Source organism: Methylomicrobium lacus LW14 (assembly GCF_000527095.1).
Taxonomy (GTDB): Bacteria; Pseudomonadota; Gammaproteobacteria; order Methylococcales; family Methylomonadaceae; genus Methylomicrobium; species Methylomicrobium lacus.
Genome location: NZ_AZUN01000001.1, coordinates 2,062,823 through 2,082,467, shown reverse-complemented (window position 1 = coordinate 2,082,467; position 19,645 = coordinate 2,062,823). Strand labels below are relative to the sequence as shown.

Here is a 19,645-nt window from a genome sequence, read left to right as displayed (position 1 = left end):
GCCCCGCGCCGATTTTACTAATCGAACAAGTCCAGTTGTCGCCAATTCAATGGCGCCGCCGAGTCCAGGGAGGATAGTGCAACCCCGAGCAAGCGCACCTTTTTCGCACCGACCTCGGTATCTTTCAGCAAATCGGCCAGGATAGCCTCGAATCCCTCGACTCGTGTGATCGCCTGCGGCAGCGTTCTGCTGCGCGTGATCTGCACGAAGTTGTGATATTTAAGCTTGATCGTGAGGGTATGGGCGGTCAGTTGCTTCGCTGCCAGCCGGGTCAGGGCCTTGTCCAGCAGCCCGAAGAGTTGCTCCAGGATTTGGCAAGTGTCTTCAAGGTCCTCCTGGTAGGTGATTTCGACGCCGACCGATTTACTCGGACGGACATTGCGGACCGGCCGGTTGTCGATGCCGCGGGCAATATCGTAATAATACTGTCCCGACTTGCCGAAATGCTGCGCCAACAACGGCAAAGGCCATTGTTTCAGGTCAAGGCCGGTGCGGATGCCTAATTCATGCATCTTTTTTTCGGTGGCCTTGCCGATGCCGTGAAATTTGCCGATCGCCAGCTGTTCGACGAATCCCGGCCCCTGCTCGGGCGTGATCAAATACAAACCGTCGGGTTTGTTGATGTCGGAGGCGATCTTGGCCAGAAATTTGTTGTAGGAAATGCCGGCCGAGGCGGTCAGCCCGGTTTGCCGGCGAATCTTCTCCTTGATCTCCTTCGCGATCAGGGTCGCAGAACCCTGGCAGCGCGACACCTCGCTTACGTCCAGATAGGCTTCATCGAGCGACAAGGGCTCGAACAGTTCGGTATAGTCGGAGAAAATGCGGCGAATGACCGCCGAGACTTCCTTATAAACCTCGAAACGCGGTTTTACGAAGATGACCTGAGGGCACAAGCGGTAAGCGTGGGAAGACGGCATCGCCGAATGGATGCCGTATTTTCGGGCTTCGTAGCTGCACGTCGCGACCACGCCCCGCGCATCCGGCCGGCCGCCGACGACAATGGCTTTGCCGCGATAGGCCGGGTTGTCGCGTTGCTCGACCGCGGCGAAAAAGGCATCCATGTCGATATGAATGATTTTGCGTTGAGGCCGGCCGGTCGTCATAACATCAGCAGAGTGAAGCGGGTGCGGGCTATTTTGTTTGCCTTTCCCCGTCCAGCAGGTCGATCACCGGTCGGGTCTGCGGCCTCACGCCGCGCCAGATGTAGAAGGCTTCGGCCGCCTGTTCGACCAGCATGCCGAGGCCGTCCAGGCTAAGCCGCGCGCCGTGCTCTAATCCCCAGCGCACGAAGGCGGTCGGCTCGTTGCCGTAGGCGAGATCGTAACAACTGCCCCCGGCTGCGAGCAGGTGATCGGGCAGCGGGGGCAACTGGCCGCTCAGGCTGGCGGAGGTCGCATTCAGGATCAGGTCGAATTGCAGCGGGGCGAGCGCTTCAAAGCCGCAGCCGGATAGGTCGCCCAATGCGTTGAATTCCTCGGCAAGCAACACGGCTTTATCGGCGGTGCGGTTTGCGATGACCAAGCGGCTTGGCGCTTGCTCCAGGATCGGCCCGATGATGCCTCGGCTGGCGCCGCCGGCGCCGAGAATCAACACGCGTTCGCCGGCCAGGGTCAATTGATGATTTGCCAGCAGGTCCGTGACCAGGCCGCAGCCGTCGGTGTTGTCGCCGAGAATGCTGCCGTCCGCTTGTAGCGCGAGCGTGTTGACCGCCTTGCTGCGTTCGGCGCGTTCGGTTTTGACGCCCGCGAAGCGGTAGGCCAGCTCTTTCAACGGCACCGTGCAGTTCAGCCCCTTGCCGCCGGTCGCGAAGAAGCCGTTAACTTCGGCAGGAAACGCCTCGGCCGTGACTTCCTGGGCCTCGTAGCTCAACGCTTGGCCGGTCTGTTCGGCGAACAGGCGATGAATCCGGGGGGATTTGCTGTGCTTGATCGGGCTGCCGAATACGGCGTAGCGGTCCGTTATGCTCATTTAAATGTTTTTCCTCAGCCAAAAGCTTCTGATGATGGTCAGGGTGACGATGCCCGCGACGATCATCAATTCCACCCAGAAAAAATGTTCCGTATAGACCGGAATGACCGCGGAGACCCCTAAAAAGATGCCGACGATGCAGAAACGCCAGCCGACGCGCAGGCCGTCCAAAGCGGTCGCCAGCGACAGGATCAACAGAATGATCAGTCCCGAGTCGTCTTCCGGTTTCAACACGATCGACGCGCCGCCGACCACGAGCAGGGAGAAGAGCCAATGCAGGGCTTGTTCGCGCAACACGGTCATGAAGTCCTCGCTACGCTGCCTCGATTGCAGCCAGCCCAGGATGATCGCAAAAAATGCGAACACAAAGACCATCATGAGCCAATAGCCGAAGCCGTCGGCGGGCGAATAATCATTGATGAAAATGCCAGTCAGAGACAATATCAGCAAGAGGATCAGGATGATCGCTTCGATCTGGCGCCTTCGTCTGGCGGAAATCATGGAATCGTCGGTCATGTGTAGGGCTCCGGTTATTGTTTTTATACTTTATGCGGCGGTCGCCGCCAATCGGCATCGGTTCGGCGAGCCGATCGAATCAGCCGCGGATCAATCTTGCAGCCATTCTGCCACGGATTTGGCAAAATAAGTCAGAATCGCATCGCTGCCGGCGCGCTTGAATGCCAGTAATGATTCCAATACGACCTGTTTTTCATCGAGCCAGCCGTTGATCGACGCCGCTTTCAACATCGCGTATTCGCCCGAGACCTGATAGGCGAAGGTCGGCACGCCGAATTCGTCCTTGGCCCTTCGAATGATGTCGAGATAGGGCATGCCGGGTTTGACCATGATCATGTCGGCGCCTTCCTGCAAATCCAGCGCGATTTCGCGCAGCGCCTCGTCGGAATTGGCCGGGTCCATCTGGTAGTTATATTTATTGGCCTTGCCGAGCGCGGCCGACGAGCCGACGGCGTCGCGGAACGGACCGTAAAAACTCGATGCATATTTTGCGGAATAGGCTAAGATTCGGGTGTTGCGATGGTGGTTCGCTTCCAGCGCCTGCCTTATCGCGCCGATACGTCCGTCCATCATGTCCGAGGGCGCGACGATGTCGGCCCCGGCATCGGCGTGCGACAGGGCCTGTTTGACCAACACTTCGATCGTTTCGTCGTTCAGCACATAGCCGTCTTGGTCGATCAGGCCGTCCTGGCCGTGCGAGGTATAAGGGTCGAGCGCCACGTCGGTAATGATGCCGAGTTCCGGTACGGCTTCTTTTAAGGCCCTGACGGCGCTTTGCACGAGGCCTTCCGGATTGAAGGCTTCCTTCGCAAGGTCGGATTTTTTCTCGGGAGTGATGACCGGAAACAGGGCGATGGCCGGAATGCCCAGGCTGAATAACTCGTAGGCTTCTTCGACCAGCAGGTCCAGCGACAGTCTTTCGATGCCCGGCATCGACGCGATCGGGACTCTTTGATTGCTGTCTTCGGTCACAAAAACGGGATAAATCAGATCGTCGACGGTCAAACGATGTTCGCGCATCAAGCGGCGCGAAAAATCGTTATAACGCATTCTTCTCATGCGTGTTTTAGGAAAATTGATGGTATGATAGGACATCTTGTCACAGCTCTTGGGGTTGGAAAAATCTCAGTCGAGCACCATAGGCCGCGCCGGCCGCAGTGCCTTCGCGGGTTTTTATTGTATCAGGAAAGTTATTTTCGGCATTTGAAAATGACAGTCAAAAGATTTCTATTTTTCTGAGGTTTATTATGAAGTTCAAACAATTTACGATTTTCGGTTTATGTCTGTTCTTTATGACGTTGCTGCCGGTTTCGGGGGCGTATTCGCAAGACTTGTTGCCGCCTCAGCAGGCGATCCAGGATGCCTCCGACAAGCTGAAACTGCGTTTACAGGATCAATCATTTAAAAACGATTTCGCGAAAATCGCCTCATTTGTGAATGAGGTGATTTATCCGCATACCGATTTCGACAAGATTTCCGCGCTGGTGCTCGGCAAGCTGTGGAAAGAGGCGAGCCCAGATGAGCGCGAACGCTTCAAGCGCGAATTCCAAACCTTATTGGTCAGAACCTACTCGCGCGCCTTCCTCGAATTCAAGGAATGGTCGGTTCGCTTCCTGCCGATAGACTTGGAAGCCGGCGCGAACAAGGTGATCGTCAAAACCGAAGTGTTGCAGCCCGGCATCCAGCCGGTCGGCGTCAATTACCGGATGTTTTCGAGCAACACCGGACAGTGGAAGGTTTATGACATCATGATCGAAGGCGTCAGCCTGGTCACCAACTACCGGACGACCTTCACCAATGAAGTGCAGCAAAAAGGCTCGCTGGCGGCGGTGATCGACGGATTGGCCAAGCGTAATGCGGAAGCGTTGTCGGCCAAAGCCGCGTCCTGATCGAAAATACAGGCGGAACGGCAGTGATGCCTCCGTCTTATTGATGGCTTTGTTGACCGGGCGGAAACGCTAAGCTTTCCGCCCGGGCTATCCTTTAGTAAATAATCTTCCTGTCTTTCAGGCTGTTGTAAATTTCGTCGAGCGGCAGTTTATCGCTGTCGAACGCGCTGTCGCAGCCTTCCTTGCCGTTCACGCACAAGCCAATCAAGCCGGCGTTTTTGATCGCCTGAATCAAACCTGCATCCGAAGTTTCCAGCACGGTCGCGGCATGGCCGTTGTCGAACAGTTTTCTTTCCAGTTGATAAGCGATTTCGCTGACGTTCGCGCCGCTGATCGAGATCGCCGCCGCTTGCTGGCTGAAGCGGGCCGCGCGTTCTGCGATGCTGACCGGACGCGACACTTCGTCTTCGGTCGTGCCGATGATCATGCCCGCGCCGACCGTGCCGTTGGTCAGACGGTCGATGATGATGAAAGAGCCGGTGCCCTTGCTCGTTTTGTAAGGATCGAATACGACCGGCGCATTGACCGTGAGGGTGCAATTGCCGATTTCGTTCAGCTTCAATTCGCTGGCATCGTGGTGTTCGAGCGTATTCACGTCGATCCGGTGATGGATCATCGATACCGAACCGGACACGCTACGCGTCGCGAGTTTGAGCGTATATTGGCGGCCGGGCGTCAGCGCCTTTTCGTGCATCCAGACGATTTTGGCGCGGAATTTGTCGGCGACGGTCGCAGGTTGGGTTTCATTGCCGATGAGCATGTCGCCGCGGCTGATATCGATCTCGTCTTCGAGGGTGAAGGTGACCGCCATCGGCGGGAAGGCTTCCGCGCGTTCGCCGTCATAGGTCACGATAGCCTTGATCCGGCTCGATTTACCTGAGGGCAGGGCGGTGATCTTGTCGCCTTGCTTGAACACGCCGGCCGCGACGGTGCCGCAGAAGCCGCGGAAATCCAGGTTCGGCCGGTTCACATATTGCACCGGGAAACGCGCGTCGGAGAAATTGTGGTCATTCGCGATCTTGACGTTGTTCAGCGCGTCCATCAAAGGTTCGCCGCCGAACCAGGGCATGTTGCCGCTGCGGTTGACCACGTTGTCGCCGTCCAGCGCCGAAATCGGGATGAAGCGGACGTCATGCAAGGCTAACGAGGCGGTGAATTGCAGATAGTCCTGCTTGATTTTATCGAAAGTCGCTTCACTGTAATCGACCAGGTCCATCTTGTTGATCGCGACGATGATGTGCTGAATGCCCAGCAAGGAGGCGATGAAGCTGTGCCGCTTGGTCTGGGTCTGCACGCCGTAGCGCGCGTCGATCAGAATGATCGCGAGATCGCAGGTCGAAGCGCCGGTCGCCATGTTGCGGGTGTATTGTTCGTGGCCCGGGGTGTCGGCGATGATGAATTTGCGCGTCGAGGTCGAAAAATAGCGGTAAGCGACGTCGATCGTGATGCCTTGTTCGCGCTCGGCCTGCAAGCCGTCAACGAGCAGCGCCAGATCGATCTTGCCCGCGCCGGTGGTGCCCGATTTGACGCTGTCCGCCTGCACCGCGGCCAGTTGATCTTCATAGATCATTTTCGAATCGTGCAGCAAACGCCCGATCAGCGTGCTTTTGCCGTCATCGACATTGCCGCAGGTTAAAAAACGGAGCAGTTCCTTGCGCTCGTGTTGCGCCAGATAGGCGTTGATGTCGGTACTGATTAAATCGGACTGGTGGGACATGAAATTGTTTTTCCTTGATGCTCGGCGAAAGAGGTATCGCCCTGAAACTTTTAACCTGCTTTTAGAAATAGCCTTCGCGTTTTTTCTGTTCCATCGAACCGGCCTGGTCGTGGTCGATCAAGCGGCCCTGACGTTCGGAGGTCGTCGTCAGCAGCATTTCCTGGATGATTTCGGGCAGCGTCGTCGCATTCGACTCGACCGCGCCGGTCAGGGGATAACAGCCGAGGGTCCGGAAGCGGACTTTTTTCATTTCGATCTTGTCGTCAGGGCCGATCGGCATCCGTTCGTCATCCACCATGATCAACATGCCGTCCTTGTTCACGACCGGGCGTTCCTTCGCGAAATACAGCGGCACGATCGGGATGTTTTCGAGGTGGATGTATTGCCAGATGTCCAGCTCGGTCCAGTTCGACAACGGGAACACGCGGATGCTTTCGCCCTTGTCGATCTTGCCGTTATAGATGTTCCAGAGTTCCGGGCGCTGGTTTTTCGGGTCCCAGCGGTGGTTTTTGTCGCGGAACGAATAGACCCGCTCCTTCGCGCGTGACTTTTCCTCGTCTCGGCGCGCGCCGCCGAAGGCCGCGTCGAACTTGTATTTGTCCAATGCCTGTTTCAATGCGTCGGTCTTCATCACGTCGGTGTGTTTCTTGCTGCCGTGGGTGAAGGGGCCGATGCCTTGATCGACGCCGTCCTGATTGATATAAACCAACAGATCGAGGCCGAGTTGTTTGACCATTTTGTCCCGGAATTCGATCATTTCCTTGAATTTCCAGGTCGTATCGACGTGCATCAACGGAAACGGCGGTTTGCCCGGATAAAACGCCTTCATCGCCAAATGCAGCATCACGGCGGAATCCTTGCCGATCGAATACAACATCACCGGACGCTCGAATTCGGCGGCGACTTCCCGAATGATGTGAATGCTTTCAGCTTCAAGCTGTTTCAGATGCGTGAGTTTATAATCAGTCATTGATTTGGCCAGTTAAATATCGGTAGGCGTGAGTGTAACCGCTTATTTTAATTGGTATGACGGCCGATTGCCAGTCGGAGGCCGGCAAAAAAACAGGAAATTCGCTTGCGTTTATCCTATGATTTAGCCGAATTGATTTTTAATTAAGGATTATTTTTGATGAAAAGCGCTTTCTTTCGCTCGGGCCTCGCTTTGAGGATTTTACGCCAGGCGGCTTCCGCACTGGCTTTGTCCGGGTTGCTGTTGCTGTCGGGTTGTGCGTCGATTGGCCATGAGTTTCCTGCCGGCCAGGTGCCCTCGATCCGCATCGGCGAGACCACCCAGAACGACATTTACACCACATTCGGCGCGCCCTGGCGCACCGGCATCGATAACGGCATGAAAACCTGGACTTACGGAGACTATTATTACAGCCTGTTCAGCGACGGCGAAACCGAGGATCTGGTGATCAAGTTCGATAACCGGGGAGTCGTGGCGTCTTATGTTTTCAACACGACCAAGCGCTCCAAATAACGCCGCGCTTTTCGGCGCGGCTCATTTTTTGCTGTTTCCGACGATGCTCAATGCCACCGCCTCGGCGACCTCGATGCCGTCGATCGCGGCCGACATGATGCCGCCGGCATAACCCGCGCCTTCGCCGGCCGGAAACAATCCGCGCGTGTTGATGCTCTGATAGTGTTCGTTGCGCTTGATCCGGACTGGCGATGAGGTGCGGGTTTCGACGCCGGTCAGCACCGCGTCCGCCATCGCAAAGCCGGGGATTTTTTTGTCGAAGGCGGGAAGCGCTTCGCGAATCGCCTCGATCGCATAAGCGGGCAAGGCTGTGCTCAAGTCGCACAAGTGCACGCCCGGCGTATAGGACGGGGTGATGGAGCCGAATTGCGTCGAGGCGCGGCCGGCGAGAAAGTCGCCGACCCGTTGGCCGGGGGCGTCGTAGGTGCCGCCGCCGAGTGCAAATGCGGCTTTTTCCAGTTGGCGTTGCAGATCGATGCCGGCCAAGGGATTTCCCGGATAATCGTCCGGCGTGATGCCGACCACGATGCCGCTGTTCGCGTTGCGTTCGTTGCGCGAATACTGGCTCATGCCGTTGGTCACGACATGGCCGGGTTCGGACGTCGCGGCGACCACCGTGCCGCCGGGGCACATGCAGAAACTGTACACCGAGCGGCCGTTCTTGCAGTGGTGCACCAGTTTATAGTCGGCCGCGCCGAGCAGGGGGTGGCCGGCGTACTTGCCGAAGCGGCAGCTGTCGATTAGGGATTGCGGGTGTTCGATCCGGAAGCCGATCGAAAACGGTTTGGCTTCGACATAGACGCCGCGTTCGTAAAGCATTTTGAAGGTGTCGCGCGCGCTGTGGCCGACCGCGATCACGACATGGCGAGTGTCTATCGTCTCGCCATTCGCGAGAGTCACGCCGCGCACGGCGCCGTCTTCGATCAGCACATCCTCGACCCGGCTTTCGAAGCGGATTTCGCCGCCCAAGGCTTCGATCGTGCCGCGCATTTCCTCGATCATCGACACCAGTTTGAACGTACCGATGTGCGGCTTGCTGACATAGAGGATCTCCGGCGGCGCACCGGCCTTCACAAATTCGGTCAGCACCTTGCGGCCGTAATGGTGCGGGTCCTTAATTTGGGTATGCAGCTTGCCGTCCGAAAAGGTGCCGGCTCCGCCTTCGCCGAATTGCACATTCGATTCGGGATTGAATTCGCGCCGGCGCCACAGGCCGAAAGTGTCCTTCGTGCGCTCGCGTACCGGCTTGCCGCGTTCGAGAATGATCGGGCGAAAGCCCATTTCCGCCAACAGCAAGCCGGCAAACAGCCCGCAAGGGCCAAAACCGATCACGACCGGCCGTGTCGGCAGCTCTTTGGGCGCCTCTGCGACATGTTGGTAGTGGGTGCCCGGAGTCAGCGCAACCTGCGGATCATCCTGGAAGCGACTCAGTACGGCGGACTCGTTTGCCAGTTCGACATCGAGCGTATAAATCAGCAGAATGCTGTCGCGTTTCCGCGCATCGTAGCTGCGGCGGAAAATCGAGTAACTTTTCAAGGCTTCGGTAGCGATGTCCAAGCGTTTGATAATGGCGGATTGCAGCTGGCTTTCGGAATGATCGAGTGGCAGCTTGAGTTCGGTAATTCGCAGCATCGGTTTAGCAGTAGGAGTTGGCAATGCCTGAGTCAGGCAAGGTTGTCATTGGAGATGAATCGACTGATGCGCGGCATCCCAATGGCCGGCTTTGATTGCATCCAGAATGGGCTTGTAATCGACAGGCACAGGATTGACGGCTTCTCGGGTTGAATCTTATAAGGACATTATACCCGAGCCTTAGCGCGCAATGCGCGGGGAATTTTTTGGCGGTCCGGCCGGGAATGGGGCCGGACTGTTTCGCGGGGGAAGGTTAGGGTGCGGTATGAACCAGAATCGGATATTTTTGCCAGGAGTTCAGCAGCGGCTTTCTCCTTCTGTCCGAGAGGCGGCGATCCAGCAGCTCTGCGGCCTCATTTAAGGCTGAGTGCCTCGGGTCATTCGTTGACGAGCGGTTGATATATTCGCGCGCCGAAACGGGCGTATTTTTGAATACTGTGCCGTCGATGTGTTTGATTACCCGTTTTGCAACCTCTTCCGGAACAATCCTGATCAATGCATGTTTTTCTATGACATCCGAATCAATATCCTTAATCGCCAGGATTTCAATGTCTTGTAGCGATACTCTGGTTGTCGCCTTGACCAAGAAGCAATCGTTAAAAACCGGCTCGATGAAAGACGCGATTTCGTATTTCTTGGTATCTATGGGGATATTTCTTAGAAAGATAATCATATAGCCTTCTACCTCGTTCCGCGAGGGAAACTGTGTGATGGAAAAGAATGTCTCGCTTCCGTGTTAGGCTAACAGCTTTTGCTTTCGGCTTACTTAAGTGGCATCATATGTGCGATATATTTTTGATGTTAGGTTGAGGTGGGTTCAGGTCAAAAAAATAAGGCATACACAAGCTTCCGAATGCCCCGTTAATACCAATATTTACTTAGTATAGATTCGTGTCAATGCGGTGCGGATCAAAGATATACAAACAAGACCCTAAATGGCGCGGACTGTTTATTGACCTTTACAGATGTCCGTTTTACTCGGTTATTTGACTAAGAGCGGGTGTTTGATTTCCGGCAGCGCTTGCGGTGAGTTGGGGTGCTAGCAACACGCAGTCTCGGGGACTTTGTGGGTACGGCAGGGATCCTGCACGCGTGGCATGCGGAACGTCGTGCGGTCAGCTTAAGCTATGCTTCTATTAAGCGGGCTTTGATGGTCAGGATATGCCGAATTTCTCAAATGGGGCTCGGTTTTTATAAGTCTTTGAGGTGAATGTCGAGTCATTTTTTTGGGTTTCGCCAGATTTGTGGGCCGATCTGGCGGCTTAGTCGTGTTGTTGAGGAGGTCGTATGTTCGGTGAATATGGGGTGCTGCTCGGGGGAAACGGCTTGATGCCGACCCTGCATCAAGTGTATGTTGCAATGATCCATTTTTTGCGCACGCCGGAAGGCCAGATCGCGGCGGCTGTAGTTCTTGCCGCGTTGTTTTTAATATACGGCCGGAAAAAGTGACGTCTTGGCGGTCGCCAAGCCTGAAGATGGCTCGCAGCCTAAATAAAGCCGTTTACCCGGGTTTAAGCTTTGGTTAAATCCTTGGGGTTCATGACGGGGAACCGACGCAGACGCAAACCCGTGCTTGAGGCGAGTCTTGATAACCCTACAAATTCTATATAAATATTCCGAGTGCTTTTTCGCTCGTTTGCGCTGCAATACAGGGTTTTTCGCAGAAAATAGCGTCATTTTGGCGTTGATTGACTTCCTGGGGTCGCCGCGCAAGCTTTCAGCGCTATAGAAATCTGGCTTAGAAGGGCTCAATAGGGTAAAATTGTATGGTTATATTGTGAAATTTTTTACGTAGGATGGTGTGCGCCGTTTTGGCAGCATCCATGACTTACGAAATGAAATGACGCATTCAAGGTTTTTTATTACTTACGAAGGGGCTGCTCCGTGAACAAAACCAAGCAACTATTCGCAGGCACGATCTTGACGGCTATCGGACAAGAGTCAGCGCGGGCGGATTACACGCTCAACTTAACCGAAGGGGTTACCAAGATCAGTCATGATATTCATGACTTGCATATGCTGATTCTATGGATCTGCGTATTCGTCGGTGTTGGCGTATTCGGCACGATGTTCTACTCGATATTCCATCACCGCAAGGACAAGGGGCATCAGGCGGCGCAGTTCCATGAAAATACGACGGTCGAGATCATCTGGACGGTCATTCCGACCGTGATCCTGATCAGCATGGCGATTCCTGCAACCAAGACGCTCGTTGAACTGGACGACGTGCAGGATTCCGACATGTCGATCAAGGTCACCGGCTGGCAATGGAAATGGGAATATGAATATCTGGGCAGCGACCTGAAGTTCTTCAGCAGCCTGGACGAGGCAAGCAACAAGGCGCGTCAGCTCGGCTCCGGCATCGATCCCGCCACCGTGCCGAATTACTTGCTGAATGTCGATAAGCCGCTGGTGATTCCGACCAAAAAGAAAATCCGCTTCCTGTTTACCGCCGCCGATGTGATCCACTCCTGGTGGGTGCCGGATTTGGGCTGGAAGAAGGACGCCAACCCTGGCTTTATCAACGAGGCCTGGACTCAAGTCGATAAGCCGGGCACTTACCGCGGCCAATGCACCGAATTGTGCGGCAAGGATCACGGCTTTATGCCGATCGTGGTGATTGCGATGGATCAGCCCGATTATGATGCCTGGTTCAAAAAAACCAAGGCAGAAGCGGCCAAGGGTCCTGATTTGAGCGATCTGAGCCACGAGGACTTGGTTGCCAAGGGCGCCGGCGTGTACGAAAAGAACTGCTCGACCTGCCATTTGCCGAAGGGCGAAGGCGTACCGGGTGCATTCCCTGCCCTGAAAGCCAGTGCGGTGGTAACCGGCGACATCAACACACAGACCGATCTGGTGTTGAACGGTAAAGGCGCGATGCCGGCATTCGGCAAAATGCTGAAGGCCGACGAATTGGCAGAGGTCATCACTTATACCCGTAACGCCCTGGGCAACTCGGTCGGCGATGAAATCCAGCCGAAAGCGGTGCAGGCGTTGTTGCCGGAAGGCGCGGCCGCCGCTGCGGATGCTGACGAAGAGGAAGAGGATGAGCAAGACGCTGCATCTGCAAAGACCGAAGAAGCCAAGGCCGCTCCAGTCGATCCTACGTCGACAGAGGGTTTGATTGCGAAAGGAAAGACCGTCTATGAAGGCCACTGCGTGTCCTGCCATCAAGCGAATGGCCAGGGCTTGCCGCCTACCTTCCCGGCCCTGAGCGGCAGCGATGTGGTGACCGGCGATATTAGGGAGCAGGTCAAGTTGATGAAGGCAGGCAAGGGCATGATGCCGGCTTTCGGCGAAACCTTGAGCCCCGAAGAGTTTGCCGCGGTCGTCACCTATACCCGTAATGCGCTGGGCAATTCGGTAAACGACAAGATTACGCCTGCGGAAATCGAGGCGCTGCAATAAGGCGGACGAACGGTACGACGTTTACCCGACCCCATGGCTTCTTTTTTTACACTTTATTGAGGTATAACACTTATGTCCGCTGTCATAGCACCCCATGATCATCACCACGATGATCATCATGATGACCACGGCCCGATGAAGGGATGGCTTCGCTGGATCGTCACGACCAACCATAAGGATATCGGCACGCTGTATCTGGTCTTTGCGCTCGCGATGTTTTTCCTGGGCGGCGCGATGGCGATGGTGATCCGCGCCGAGCTGTTCGAACCGGGTTTGCAGTTCGTGAACCCGCAATTCTTCAACTCGATGACCACGATGCACGCGCTGATCATGGTCTTCGGCGCGGTGATGCCGGCTTTCGTCGGTCTGGCGAACTGGATGATCCCATTGATGATCGGCGCGCCGGACATGGCGCTGCCGCGGATGAACAACATGAGCTTCTGGCTCTTGGTCGCCGGCGGCTTATTGCTCGCCAGCACCCTGTTCATGGAAGGCGGCGCGCCCGCCGCCGGCTGGACCCTGTATCCGCCGTTGGTGCTGCAAACCGGAGCGGCGCTGCCGTTCGCGATTTTCTCGGTGCATTTGCTCGGGATTTCGTCGATCATGGGCTCGATCAATATCATCGCGACGATCTTCAACATGCGCGCTCCGGCGATGACGATGATGAAGATGCCGTTGTTCGTCTGGACCTGGCTGATCACCGCGTTTTTGTTGATCGCGATCATGCCGGTGTTTGCCGGCGCGGTAACCATGTTGTTGACCGACAAATTCTTCGAAACCAGCTTCTTTGACGCGGCAGGCGGCGGTGACCCGGTGTTGTATCAGCACATTTTCTGGTTCTTCGGCCACCCGGAAGTGTACGTGATGATTCTGCCGACCTTCGGCGTCGCATCGACGATCATTCCGGTCTTCGCGCGCAAGCCGCTGTTCGGCTACAGTTCGATGGTCTACGCGACCGCGGCGATCGCTTTCCTGTCTTTCATTGTCTGGGCGCACCACATGTTCCTGGTCGGCATGCCGATGGCCGGGGAAATCTATTTCATGTACGCGACCATGCTGATCGCGATCCCGACCGCAGTGAAGGTATTCAACTGGACCGCGACCATGTGGAAAGGCTCGATGACTTTCGAAACGCCGATGCTGTTTTCGATCGCGTTCGTGGTGTTGTTCACGATAGGCGGCTTCACCGGTCTGATGATGTCGATCGCGCCATCCGATTTCCAATACCACGATACCTATTTCATCGTCGCGCATTTCCACTATACACTGGTGCCGGCTTCGGTCTTCATCCTGATGGCCGCCGGTTATTTCTGGCTGCCGAAATGGACCGGCCACATGTATAACGAGCGGATCGGCAAGCTGCATTTCTGGCTGTCGACGATTTCGGTCAACATTCTGTTTTTCCCGCAGCATTTCTTAGGTTTGGCCGGCATGCCGCGCCGTATTCCGGATTATGCGGTGCAGTTTGCCGATTGGAACATGGTTTCAAGTATCGGCGGCTTCATCTTCGGCGCCAGCCAATTGCTGTTCCTGTATATCGTGATCGATACGATCCGCGGCGGCACCGGCGAAAAAGTCAGCGATGAGGTCTGGGAAGATGCGCACAAGCATGGTCTGGAATGGACTCTGCCATCGCCGCTGCCTTACCATACCTTCACGACGCCGCCGGAAACTGTTCCAACCGAACGTTCTTAATTGAGTCGAAACAAATAGATACGCTGCCCAAGGCAGCGTGTCGGTTGATCAAGATGACTATTAAACAGAAAAATATTTTGACGGTATTGATACTGGTCGCGATTGCACTCACGATCTATGTCTTTGCCGTGCTGAAAGCCATTTCGCAATGACCGGCGAATTGCAACGAAAAAACGCCAAGCTGGTCCGCACTCTGTTGCTGGTGGCGGTGGCCATGTTCGGCTTCGGTTTTGCGCTGGTGCCGCTGTATGACGTGTTGTGCGAGGTAACCGGACTGAACGGCAAGGTCGAAAGCACCGCCGCGAAAGAAACCGGCTATCAGGTCGACCCGAGCCGGGAATTGACCGTCGAATTCGTGACCGCCTTGAATGAAGCGGCGCCGATGGAGTTTCGCGCGGAAACGCCGAAGTTAAAGGTGCATCCGGGGCAGTATTATACGGTGAATTTTTATGCGGAAAACAAGACCGACAAGCCGATGGTCGCGCAGGCGATACCGAGCATTTCGCCGGGCCTTGCGGCCGAGTATTTTAAGAAGACCGAGTGTTTTTGCTTTACCGAGCAGAAATTCAAGGCGCGGGAAGGCAGATCGATGCCGGTGCGATTCGTCGTCGATCCCAAAATCTCGCCGGAGCACAAAACGATTACGCTGGCTTATACATTTTTTGACAATACTGAAAAAGCAGAGAAACAATAAAGGGGAACATTATGTCCACACACAATGCTTATTACATCCCGCATAAAGCGACCTGGCCGATAATAGGCACGGTGGGGCTGTTCATCACGCTGGCGGGTTTCGCGAATTATCTGAACGGTTCGTCGATCGGACCGGGCATGATGGTTTTGGGCCTGTTGATTTTTATTTTCATGCTGGCCGGCTGGTTTACCTTGCAGTCGCTCGAAAGCGAATTCGGCATGTACAACACCCAGGTCGGTATTTCGTACCGGATGGGCATGATGTGGTTCATCTTTTCCGAGGTGATGTTCTTCGCGGTGTTCTTTGGCTCGCTCTGGTACACCCGGAATTTGTCGGTGCCTTGGCTGGCCGAGGGCGCCACCGGAGAGATTTTACACCAGGGCTTTGAGGCGGTTTGGCCGACCAATGGTCCTGGCCATCTGCTCGAAGGCAAACCGACTCCGGACGGCGAATTCGAAGCGATGGGTCCATGGGGTCTGGCTTTCCTGAACACCTTGATCCTGCTCAGCAGCGGCGTGACCTGCACCTGGGCGCATCACGGCCTGTTGGCTGGAAAACGCCAGCAGTTGATTCAAGGCTTGATTGCGACCGTTGGTCTGGGTTTCCTGTTCGTTGGCTTACAGGCTTACGAATACCATGAAGCTTACAGCGAAATGGGCCTGACTCTCGGCACCGGCATTTACGGTTCGACCTTCTTCATGCTGACCGGCTTCCACGGTTTCCATGTCTGCGTCGGCGCCATCATGCTGAGCACGGTATTGTTCCGCAGCTGGAGAGGCCATTTCAAACCGGAAAACCATTTTGCGTTCGAGGCGGCCGCCTGGTATTGGCACTTCGTCGACGTGGTCTGGCTGGGCCTGTTCGTGTTTGTATATTTGTTATAATCGGAATTTTGATGCCTTTAAAAGCGTTGCCGCTTAGGCAACGCTTTTTTTTTGTCAGTTGGATTTCGGGGTGTTTTGCGGCGCCGGCGCGGCACTTGCGGCCGGTTTCGGCGCATGCATTCTTACGCCGATGCCGTGCGGCGTGTAAAGCCCGGTCGCTATCATGATGTAAACAAAAATGAACAGCACGAGCGAAAGGGAGATCCGGAAGGTCAGCGCCCTGACCGTTTTTTTTGAGTCTTCATCGCTCCGGTGTTTGACGAGGTGTAAAAGCGCCGAACCGAGACTTATAATGATCAGGATGAACGCGATGGTGACGATGGTTTTGATAATCATGGATGAATGGCGCCGCTGGCTGAATGCTGAAATGAATAAACAACGAAAATTATATCTTTGTCAGGGGAATTGCAAGTTTATTGTGGCCGATGAAATTTGAAAAAATCCCAACCCTGGTAGTGTTGTGCATGCTGCCGATATTGATCTCTCTCGGCTTTTGGCAATTGGACCGGGCCGAGCAAAAGCGCGCTTTTTTCGCGCAGCAAAAGCAGGGCATGGCCGCGCCTTCGCTGCAATTGACCGCGGCAACGCCGGAAGACAAGGACGCATTGCGCTATAAATCGGTTGACGCCAGCGGGCATTATGACGGTGACCATCAGATTTTGATCGACAACCAGGTTGCGGGCGGCAAGGTCGGCTATTTCGTGTTGACGCCGTTCATCCTGGATGCGGGCAATAAGGCCGTGCTGGTGAACCGGGGTTGGATTCCGGCCAATCAGGATCGGAAGACCTTGCCCGCCCCGGCCCTGCAACAGAACCCGACTCAGGTCAGCGGCCGGATCAATCATTTTCCGAGCGTCGGCATCAAGCTGGCCGGCGCGGACCAGCCGAGTGCAGGCTGGCCGGCGGTCGTGCAGGTCGCAGACAGTGCAATCCTGTCCGCAAGGCTCGGTTACCCCGTGTTTCCTTTTATGATCGAACTCGACAAACAGGCGCCCGAAGGCTATCGGCGCGAGTGGCACGAAATCAGTGTGATGCCGCCGGAGAAGCATGTCGCTTACGCGGTGCAATGGTTCGGCCTCGCGCTGGCGCTGGTGCTGTTGTTTCTTTGGTTCAGCCGTGTGAAATAAAAAAATGAATACTCAACAGAAAAAAAATCGTCAGCTCATCCTGATTGTGTTCGCGATGACTCTGATCCCCTTCCTGATCGCCGTGTTGTTCAAGGTCAAGCCGGAGTTGTTGCAGGGTCAGACCAATTACGGCCGGCTGATCGTACCGCCTATCACGACCGAGGCTGCCGAACTGAGTGGTTTCGATACCTTCAGCCGCGACAATATTCAGGAATTGAGCGCGCATTGGCTGATCGTGAATGTGCTTCCGCAGCAGGGCTGTAATGAAGTTTGCCTGGATGCGCTGCATAAAACCAAGCAGATACAATTGATGTTGAACAAGGATTTGCCGAGAACCCGGCGCGTCGCGCTGCTGCTCGGCAATACCGATCCGAAGCTTGCCGAAGCCTGGTGGAAGGACGAGAAGGCCTTATTGCGCGTCAAACCGGCCCCGTCTTTTCTGAACAAACTCAAAGGCATCAGACCCGAGGGCTTTCCGGATGGGGCACTGTTGTTGATGGATCCTTTGCGCAATCTGATGATGCAATACGACCCCGGATTCGACCCTTATAAAGTCAAAAGCGATTTGACGCATCTCTTAAAAATCTCGCAAATTGGTTAGGAACCGCGATGTATAAAAAACTTGCTCTCTTCGGCGTCTTTCTGGCGCTGATCGTGATCGTCTTCGGCGCGTATGTGCGCTTATCGGACGCGGGTCTCGGCTGTCCCGACTGGCCCGGCTGCTACGGCAAGGCGGTGATTGTCGATACTCCGGATTTCAAGGCCGAGGCCGATCTGGCTTTTCCCGAGCATCCTTTCGAGCATGCGAAGGCCATTAAGGAAATGACGCACCGCTATCTGGCGGCGGGTCTCGGCGTGGTGATCCTGCTGCTCGCGCTGCTGTCGCCCTGGGTCAAGACGAACCGTCTGGCTGCGGTCACAGGAAGCCTCCTCTTGTTGATTCTGGTCGGGCTGCAAGCCGCACTGGGCATGTGGGCGGTCAAGCTGCATACGATGCCGCTGATCGTGACCGCGCATCTGTTGCTCGGCATGCTCACGTTCTGGCTGTTGAACGGTCTGTATCTGCGCGTGAAACCGGGTCTGACGCGGCTTCCATCCCGTCAGGGTCCGGTGTGGCTGGCGCGCTTTGCGATGGTGGTCGTGCTGCTGCAAACCCTGCTCGGCGGCTGGACCAGCACCAATCTGGCGGCGCTCGCCTGCGGCAGTGATTTGCCGTTGTGCAACGGTCAATGGTTCCCCGCAGCGGCCGATTTCAACGCCGCGCTGAATCTTTTGAACGGTCTTGTGACCGGCAATACCGGTATCTTGTCGCCGGAGGCGCAAGTCGCGGTGCACTGGCTGCACCGGGTCTTCGCGCTGGTCAGCTTCCTTGTGCTGAGTCTGGTGATGCTGCTGGCGACCTCGGGGAAGAATCCGAAGCAGGTCAGACGGGCCGGCTTGAAGCTCAGCATCCTGCTGATCGTCCAGATCGGCCTCGGCATCGCGATCGTGAAACTGGTCGCGCCGCTGTGGGCGGCGGTGCTGCACAATGCGTTCGCGGCGCTGATGATGATGCCGCTGATTTCGATCAGTTTCTATGGCCGTTATGGCCTGAAGGAAGCCGAAATCCCGGCCGAACGCGTACGGCCGTTGCCGGAAGAAAAAGAAGCTATCAAGGTTCCGGTTTCGGCCGAAAAAGCCGGCGAAGAAGTTTATGTCGAGCCTGCGCCGGAATCCTTGTATCTGCGTCTGAAATCGCAGCTGAAACGGAGCCGTTCGGGACTCGGCGACGCGCTGGCGAGTCTGACGTTCGGTCAAAAAGGCGTCAGCGACGACTTGCTCGAAGACATCGAGGCGACCTTGTTGATGGCCGACATCGGCATCGACGCGACGACCAAGATCATCAACCACCTGACCCAAAGCCTCGAACGCCATCAATTGCGCGACGCGGACATGTTGACCGCCGCGGTTAAACAGGAATTGCTGGCTATCGTCGAACCTTGCAGCGAGCCGCTGAAGATTCCCGAGCAGGATAATCCGTTCGTCATTCTGGTCGTCGGCGTGAACGGCGTCGGCAAGACCACGACAATCGGCAAGCTGGCCAAACGCCTGCAGGCGCAGGGCCACAGCGTGATGCTGGCGGCCGGCGACACCTTCCGCGCGGCGGCGGTCGAGCAGCTGCAAACCTGGGGCGAACGCAACAACATCCATGTGGTCGCGCAGCATACCGGCGCCGATTCGGCCTCGGTGATCTATGACGGCCTGCAATCGGCCAAGGCGAAAGGCATCGATGTCTTGATCGCGGATACCGCCGGCCGTCTGCACACCAAGTCCAATCTGATGGACGAGTTGAAAAAAGTCAAACGCATCATGGGCAAGCTCGATGCAGACGCGCCGCACGAAGTGCTGTTGGTGATCGATGCGGGCACCGGGCAGAATGCGTTGTCGCAAGCCAAGCAGTTCAATGAGGCGGTGGCGCTGACCGGGCTGGTATTGACCAAGCTGGACGGCACCGCGAAAGGCGGGATGATCTTCGCGCTGGCCAAGCAAATCGGCATTCCGATCCGCTTCATCGGCGTCGGCGAAGGCATCGACGACTTGCAGGATTTTCATGCCGACGCCTTCGTCGAGGCGCTGTTCGCCAGGGATTGAA

General features: G+C 55.8%; 19 protein-coding genes. 10 read left to right on the top strand and 9 right to left on the bottom strand.

Features of this window, described 5'->3' with window-relative positions:
- Window positions 1-17: 17 nt before the first annotated feature.
- The 4 genes from dinB to hemB form a co-directional block, all read right to left on the bottom strand.
- A complete protein-coding gene (gene dinB, locus METLA_RS0109385) occupies window positions 18-1,103 on the bottom strand; it encodes a DNA polymerase IV (protein WP_024298310.1) in 1,086 nt (361 codons plus the stop codon).
- Window positions 1,104-1,131: 28 nt separating this feature from the next.
- Entirely contained in the window at window positions 1,132-1,968 is an 837-nt protein-coding gene (gene aroE, locus METLA_RS0109380; RefSeq protein ID WP_024298309.1) for a shikimate dehydrogenase, read from the bottom strand.
- Window positions 1,969-2,484: a hypothetical protein gene (locus tag METLA_RS0109375; RefSeq protein ID WP_024298308.1), complete on the bottom strand. Its 516-nt coding sequence runs from the start codon at window positions 2,482-2,484 to the stop codon at window positions 1,969-1,971. It abuts the gene before it with no gap.
- 90 nt (window positions 2,485-2,574) lie between these two features.
- Window positions 2,575-3,579 (bottom strand): porphobilinogen synthase, encoded by a 1,005-nt coding sequence (gene hemB, locus METLA_RS0109370; protein WP_024298307.1) that lies wholly within the window; start codon window positions 3,577-3,579, stop codon window positions 2,575-2,577.
- Between the two features lie 152 nt (window positions 3,580-3,731).
- On the opposite strand from hemB, the gene METLA_RS0109365 reads away from it, so the two are divergent.
- The gene (locus METLA_RS0109365; RefSeq protein ID WP_024298306.1) at window positions 3,732-4,373 is read left to right on the top strand and encodes an MlaC/ttg2D family ABC transporter substrate-binding protein; all 642 of its coding nucleotides are present in this window, start codon (window positions 3,732-3,734) and stop codon (window positions 4,371-4,373) included.
- Between the two features lie 94 nt (window positions 4,374-4,467).
- Here METLA_RS0109365 and cysN read toward each other — a convergent pair whose 3' ends face one another.
- Both cysN and cysD read right to left on the bottom strand, forming a co-directional pair.
- On the bottom strand, window positions 4,468-6,090 hold the full coding sequence (gene cysN, locus METLA_RS0109360) for a sulfate adenylyltransferase subunit CysN (protein ID WP_024298305.1): 1,623 nt from the start codon (window positions 6,088-6,090) through the stop codon (window positions 4,468-4,470).
- Window positions 6,091-6,151: 61 nt separating this feature from the next.
- Window positions 6,152-7,060 carry a sulfate adenylyltransferase subunit CysD gene (cysD, locus tag METLA_RS0109355; RefSeq protein ID WP_024298304.1) on the bottom strand — a complete coding sequence of 303 codons (909 nt, stop codon included), beginning with the start codon at window positions 7,058-7,060 and terminating at the stop codon, window positions 6,152-6,154.
- A 159-nt stretch (window positions 7,061-7,219) separates the two neighbouring features.
- On the opposite strand from cysD, the gene METLA_RS0109350 reads away from it, so the two are divergent.
- Complete coding sequence (locus METLA_RS0109350) at window positions 7,220-7,573, top strand: hypothetical protein (RefSeq protein ID WP_024298303.1); 354 nt, start codon at window positions 7,220-7,222, stop codon at window positions 7,571-7,573.
- Window positions 7,574-7,594: 21 nt separating this feature from the next.
- On the opposite strand, the gene METLA_RS0109345 is transcribed toward METLA_RS0109350, so the two are convergent.
- Both METLA_RS0109345 and METLA_RS0109340 read right to left on the bottom strand, forming a co-directional pair.
- Complete coding sequence (locus tag METLA_RS0109345) at window positions 7,595-9,205, bottom strand: NAD(P)/FAD-dependent oxidoreductase (RefSeq protein ID WP_024298302.1); 1,611 nt, start codon at window positions 9,203-9,205, stop codon at window positions 7,595-7,597.
- 253 nt (window positions 9,206-9,458) lie between these two features.
- The gene (locus METLA_RS0109340; protein WP_024298301.1) at window positions 9,459-9,878 is read right to left on the bottom strand and encodes a hypothetical protein; all 420 of its coding nucleotides are present in this window, start codon (window positions 9,876-9,878) and stop codon (window positions 9,459-9,461) included.
- A gap of 614 nt (window positions 9,879-10,492) precedes the next feature.
- On the opposite strand from METLA_RS0109340, the gene METLA_RS22940 reads away from it, so the two are divergent.
- The 5 genes from METLA_RS22940 (at window position 10,493) to METLA_RS0109310 (ending at window position 15,886) form a co-directional block, all read left to right on the top strand.
- Window positions 10,493-10,654: a hypothetical protein gene (locus METLA_RS22940; protein WP_161635401.1), complete on the top strand. Its 162-nt coding sequence runs from the start codon at window positions 10,493-10,495 to the stop codon at window positions 10,652-10,654.
- Between the two features lie 435 nt (window positions 10,655-11,089).
- Entirely contained in the window at window positions 11,090-12,613 is a 1,524-nt protein-coding gene (gene coxB, locus METLA_RS0109330) for a cytochrome c oxidase subunit II (RefSeq protein WP_024298300.1), read from the top strand.
- Window positions 12,614-12,685: 72 nt separating this feature from the next.
- Window positions 12,686-14,308, top strand: a complete 1,623-nt coding sequence (gene ctaD, locus METLA_RS0109325; protein WP_024298299.1) for a cytochrome c oxidase subunit I — start codon at window positions 12,686-12,688, stop codon at window positions 14,306-14,308.
- A gap of 148 nt (window positions 14,309-14,456) precedes the next feature.
- Window positions 14,457-15,002: a cytochrome c oxidase assembly protein gene (locus tag METLA_RS0109315; protein ID WP_024298298.1), complete on the top strand. Its 546-nt coding sequence runs from the start codon at window positions 14,457-14,459 to the stop codon at window positions 15,000-15,002.
- A gap of 11 nt (window positions 15,003-15,013) precedes the next feature.
- Entirely contained in the window at window positions 15,014-15,886 is an 873-nt protein-coding gene (locus METLA_RS0109310; protein ID WP_024298297.1) for a cytochrome c oxidase subunit 3, read from the top strand.
- Window positions 15,887-15,940: 54 nt separating this feature from the next.
- Here METLA_RS0109310 and METLA_RS0109305 read toward each other — a convergent pair whose 3' ends face one another.
- On the bottom strand, window positions 15,941-16,222 hold the full coding sequence (locus METLA_RS0109305) for a twin transmembrane helix small protein (protein WP_024298296.1): 282 nt from the start codon (window positions 16,220-16,222) through the stop codon (window positions 15,941-15,943).
- 89 nt (window positions 16,223-16,311) lie between these two features.
- On the opposite strand from METLA_RS0109305, the gene METLA_RS0109300 reads away from it, so the two are divergent.
- From METLA_RS0109300 to ftsY, 3 genes are read left to right on the top strand one after another with little or no spacing between them, the layout of a single operon-like run.
- A complete protein-coding gene (locus METLA_RS0109300) occupies window positions 16,312-17,013 on the top strand; it encodes an SURF1 family protein (protein ID WP_024298295.1) in 702 nt (233 codons plus the stop codon).
- A 4-nt stretch (window positions 17,014-17,017) separates the two neighbouring features.
- Window positions 17,018-17,614, top strand: a complete 597-nt coding sequence (locus tag METLA_RS0109295; RefSeq protein WP_024298294.1) for a hypothetical protein — start codon at window positions 17,018-17,020, stop codon at window positions 17,612-17,614.
- Between the two features lie 8 nt (window positions 17,615-17,622).
- A complete protein-coding gene (ftsY, locus tag METLA_RS0109290; protein ID WP_024298293.1) occupies window positions 17,623-19,644 on the top strand; it encodes a signal recognition particle-docking protein FtsY in 2,022 nt (673 codons plus the stop codon).
- Window position 19,645 lies beyond the last annotated feature (1 nt).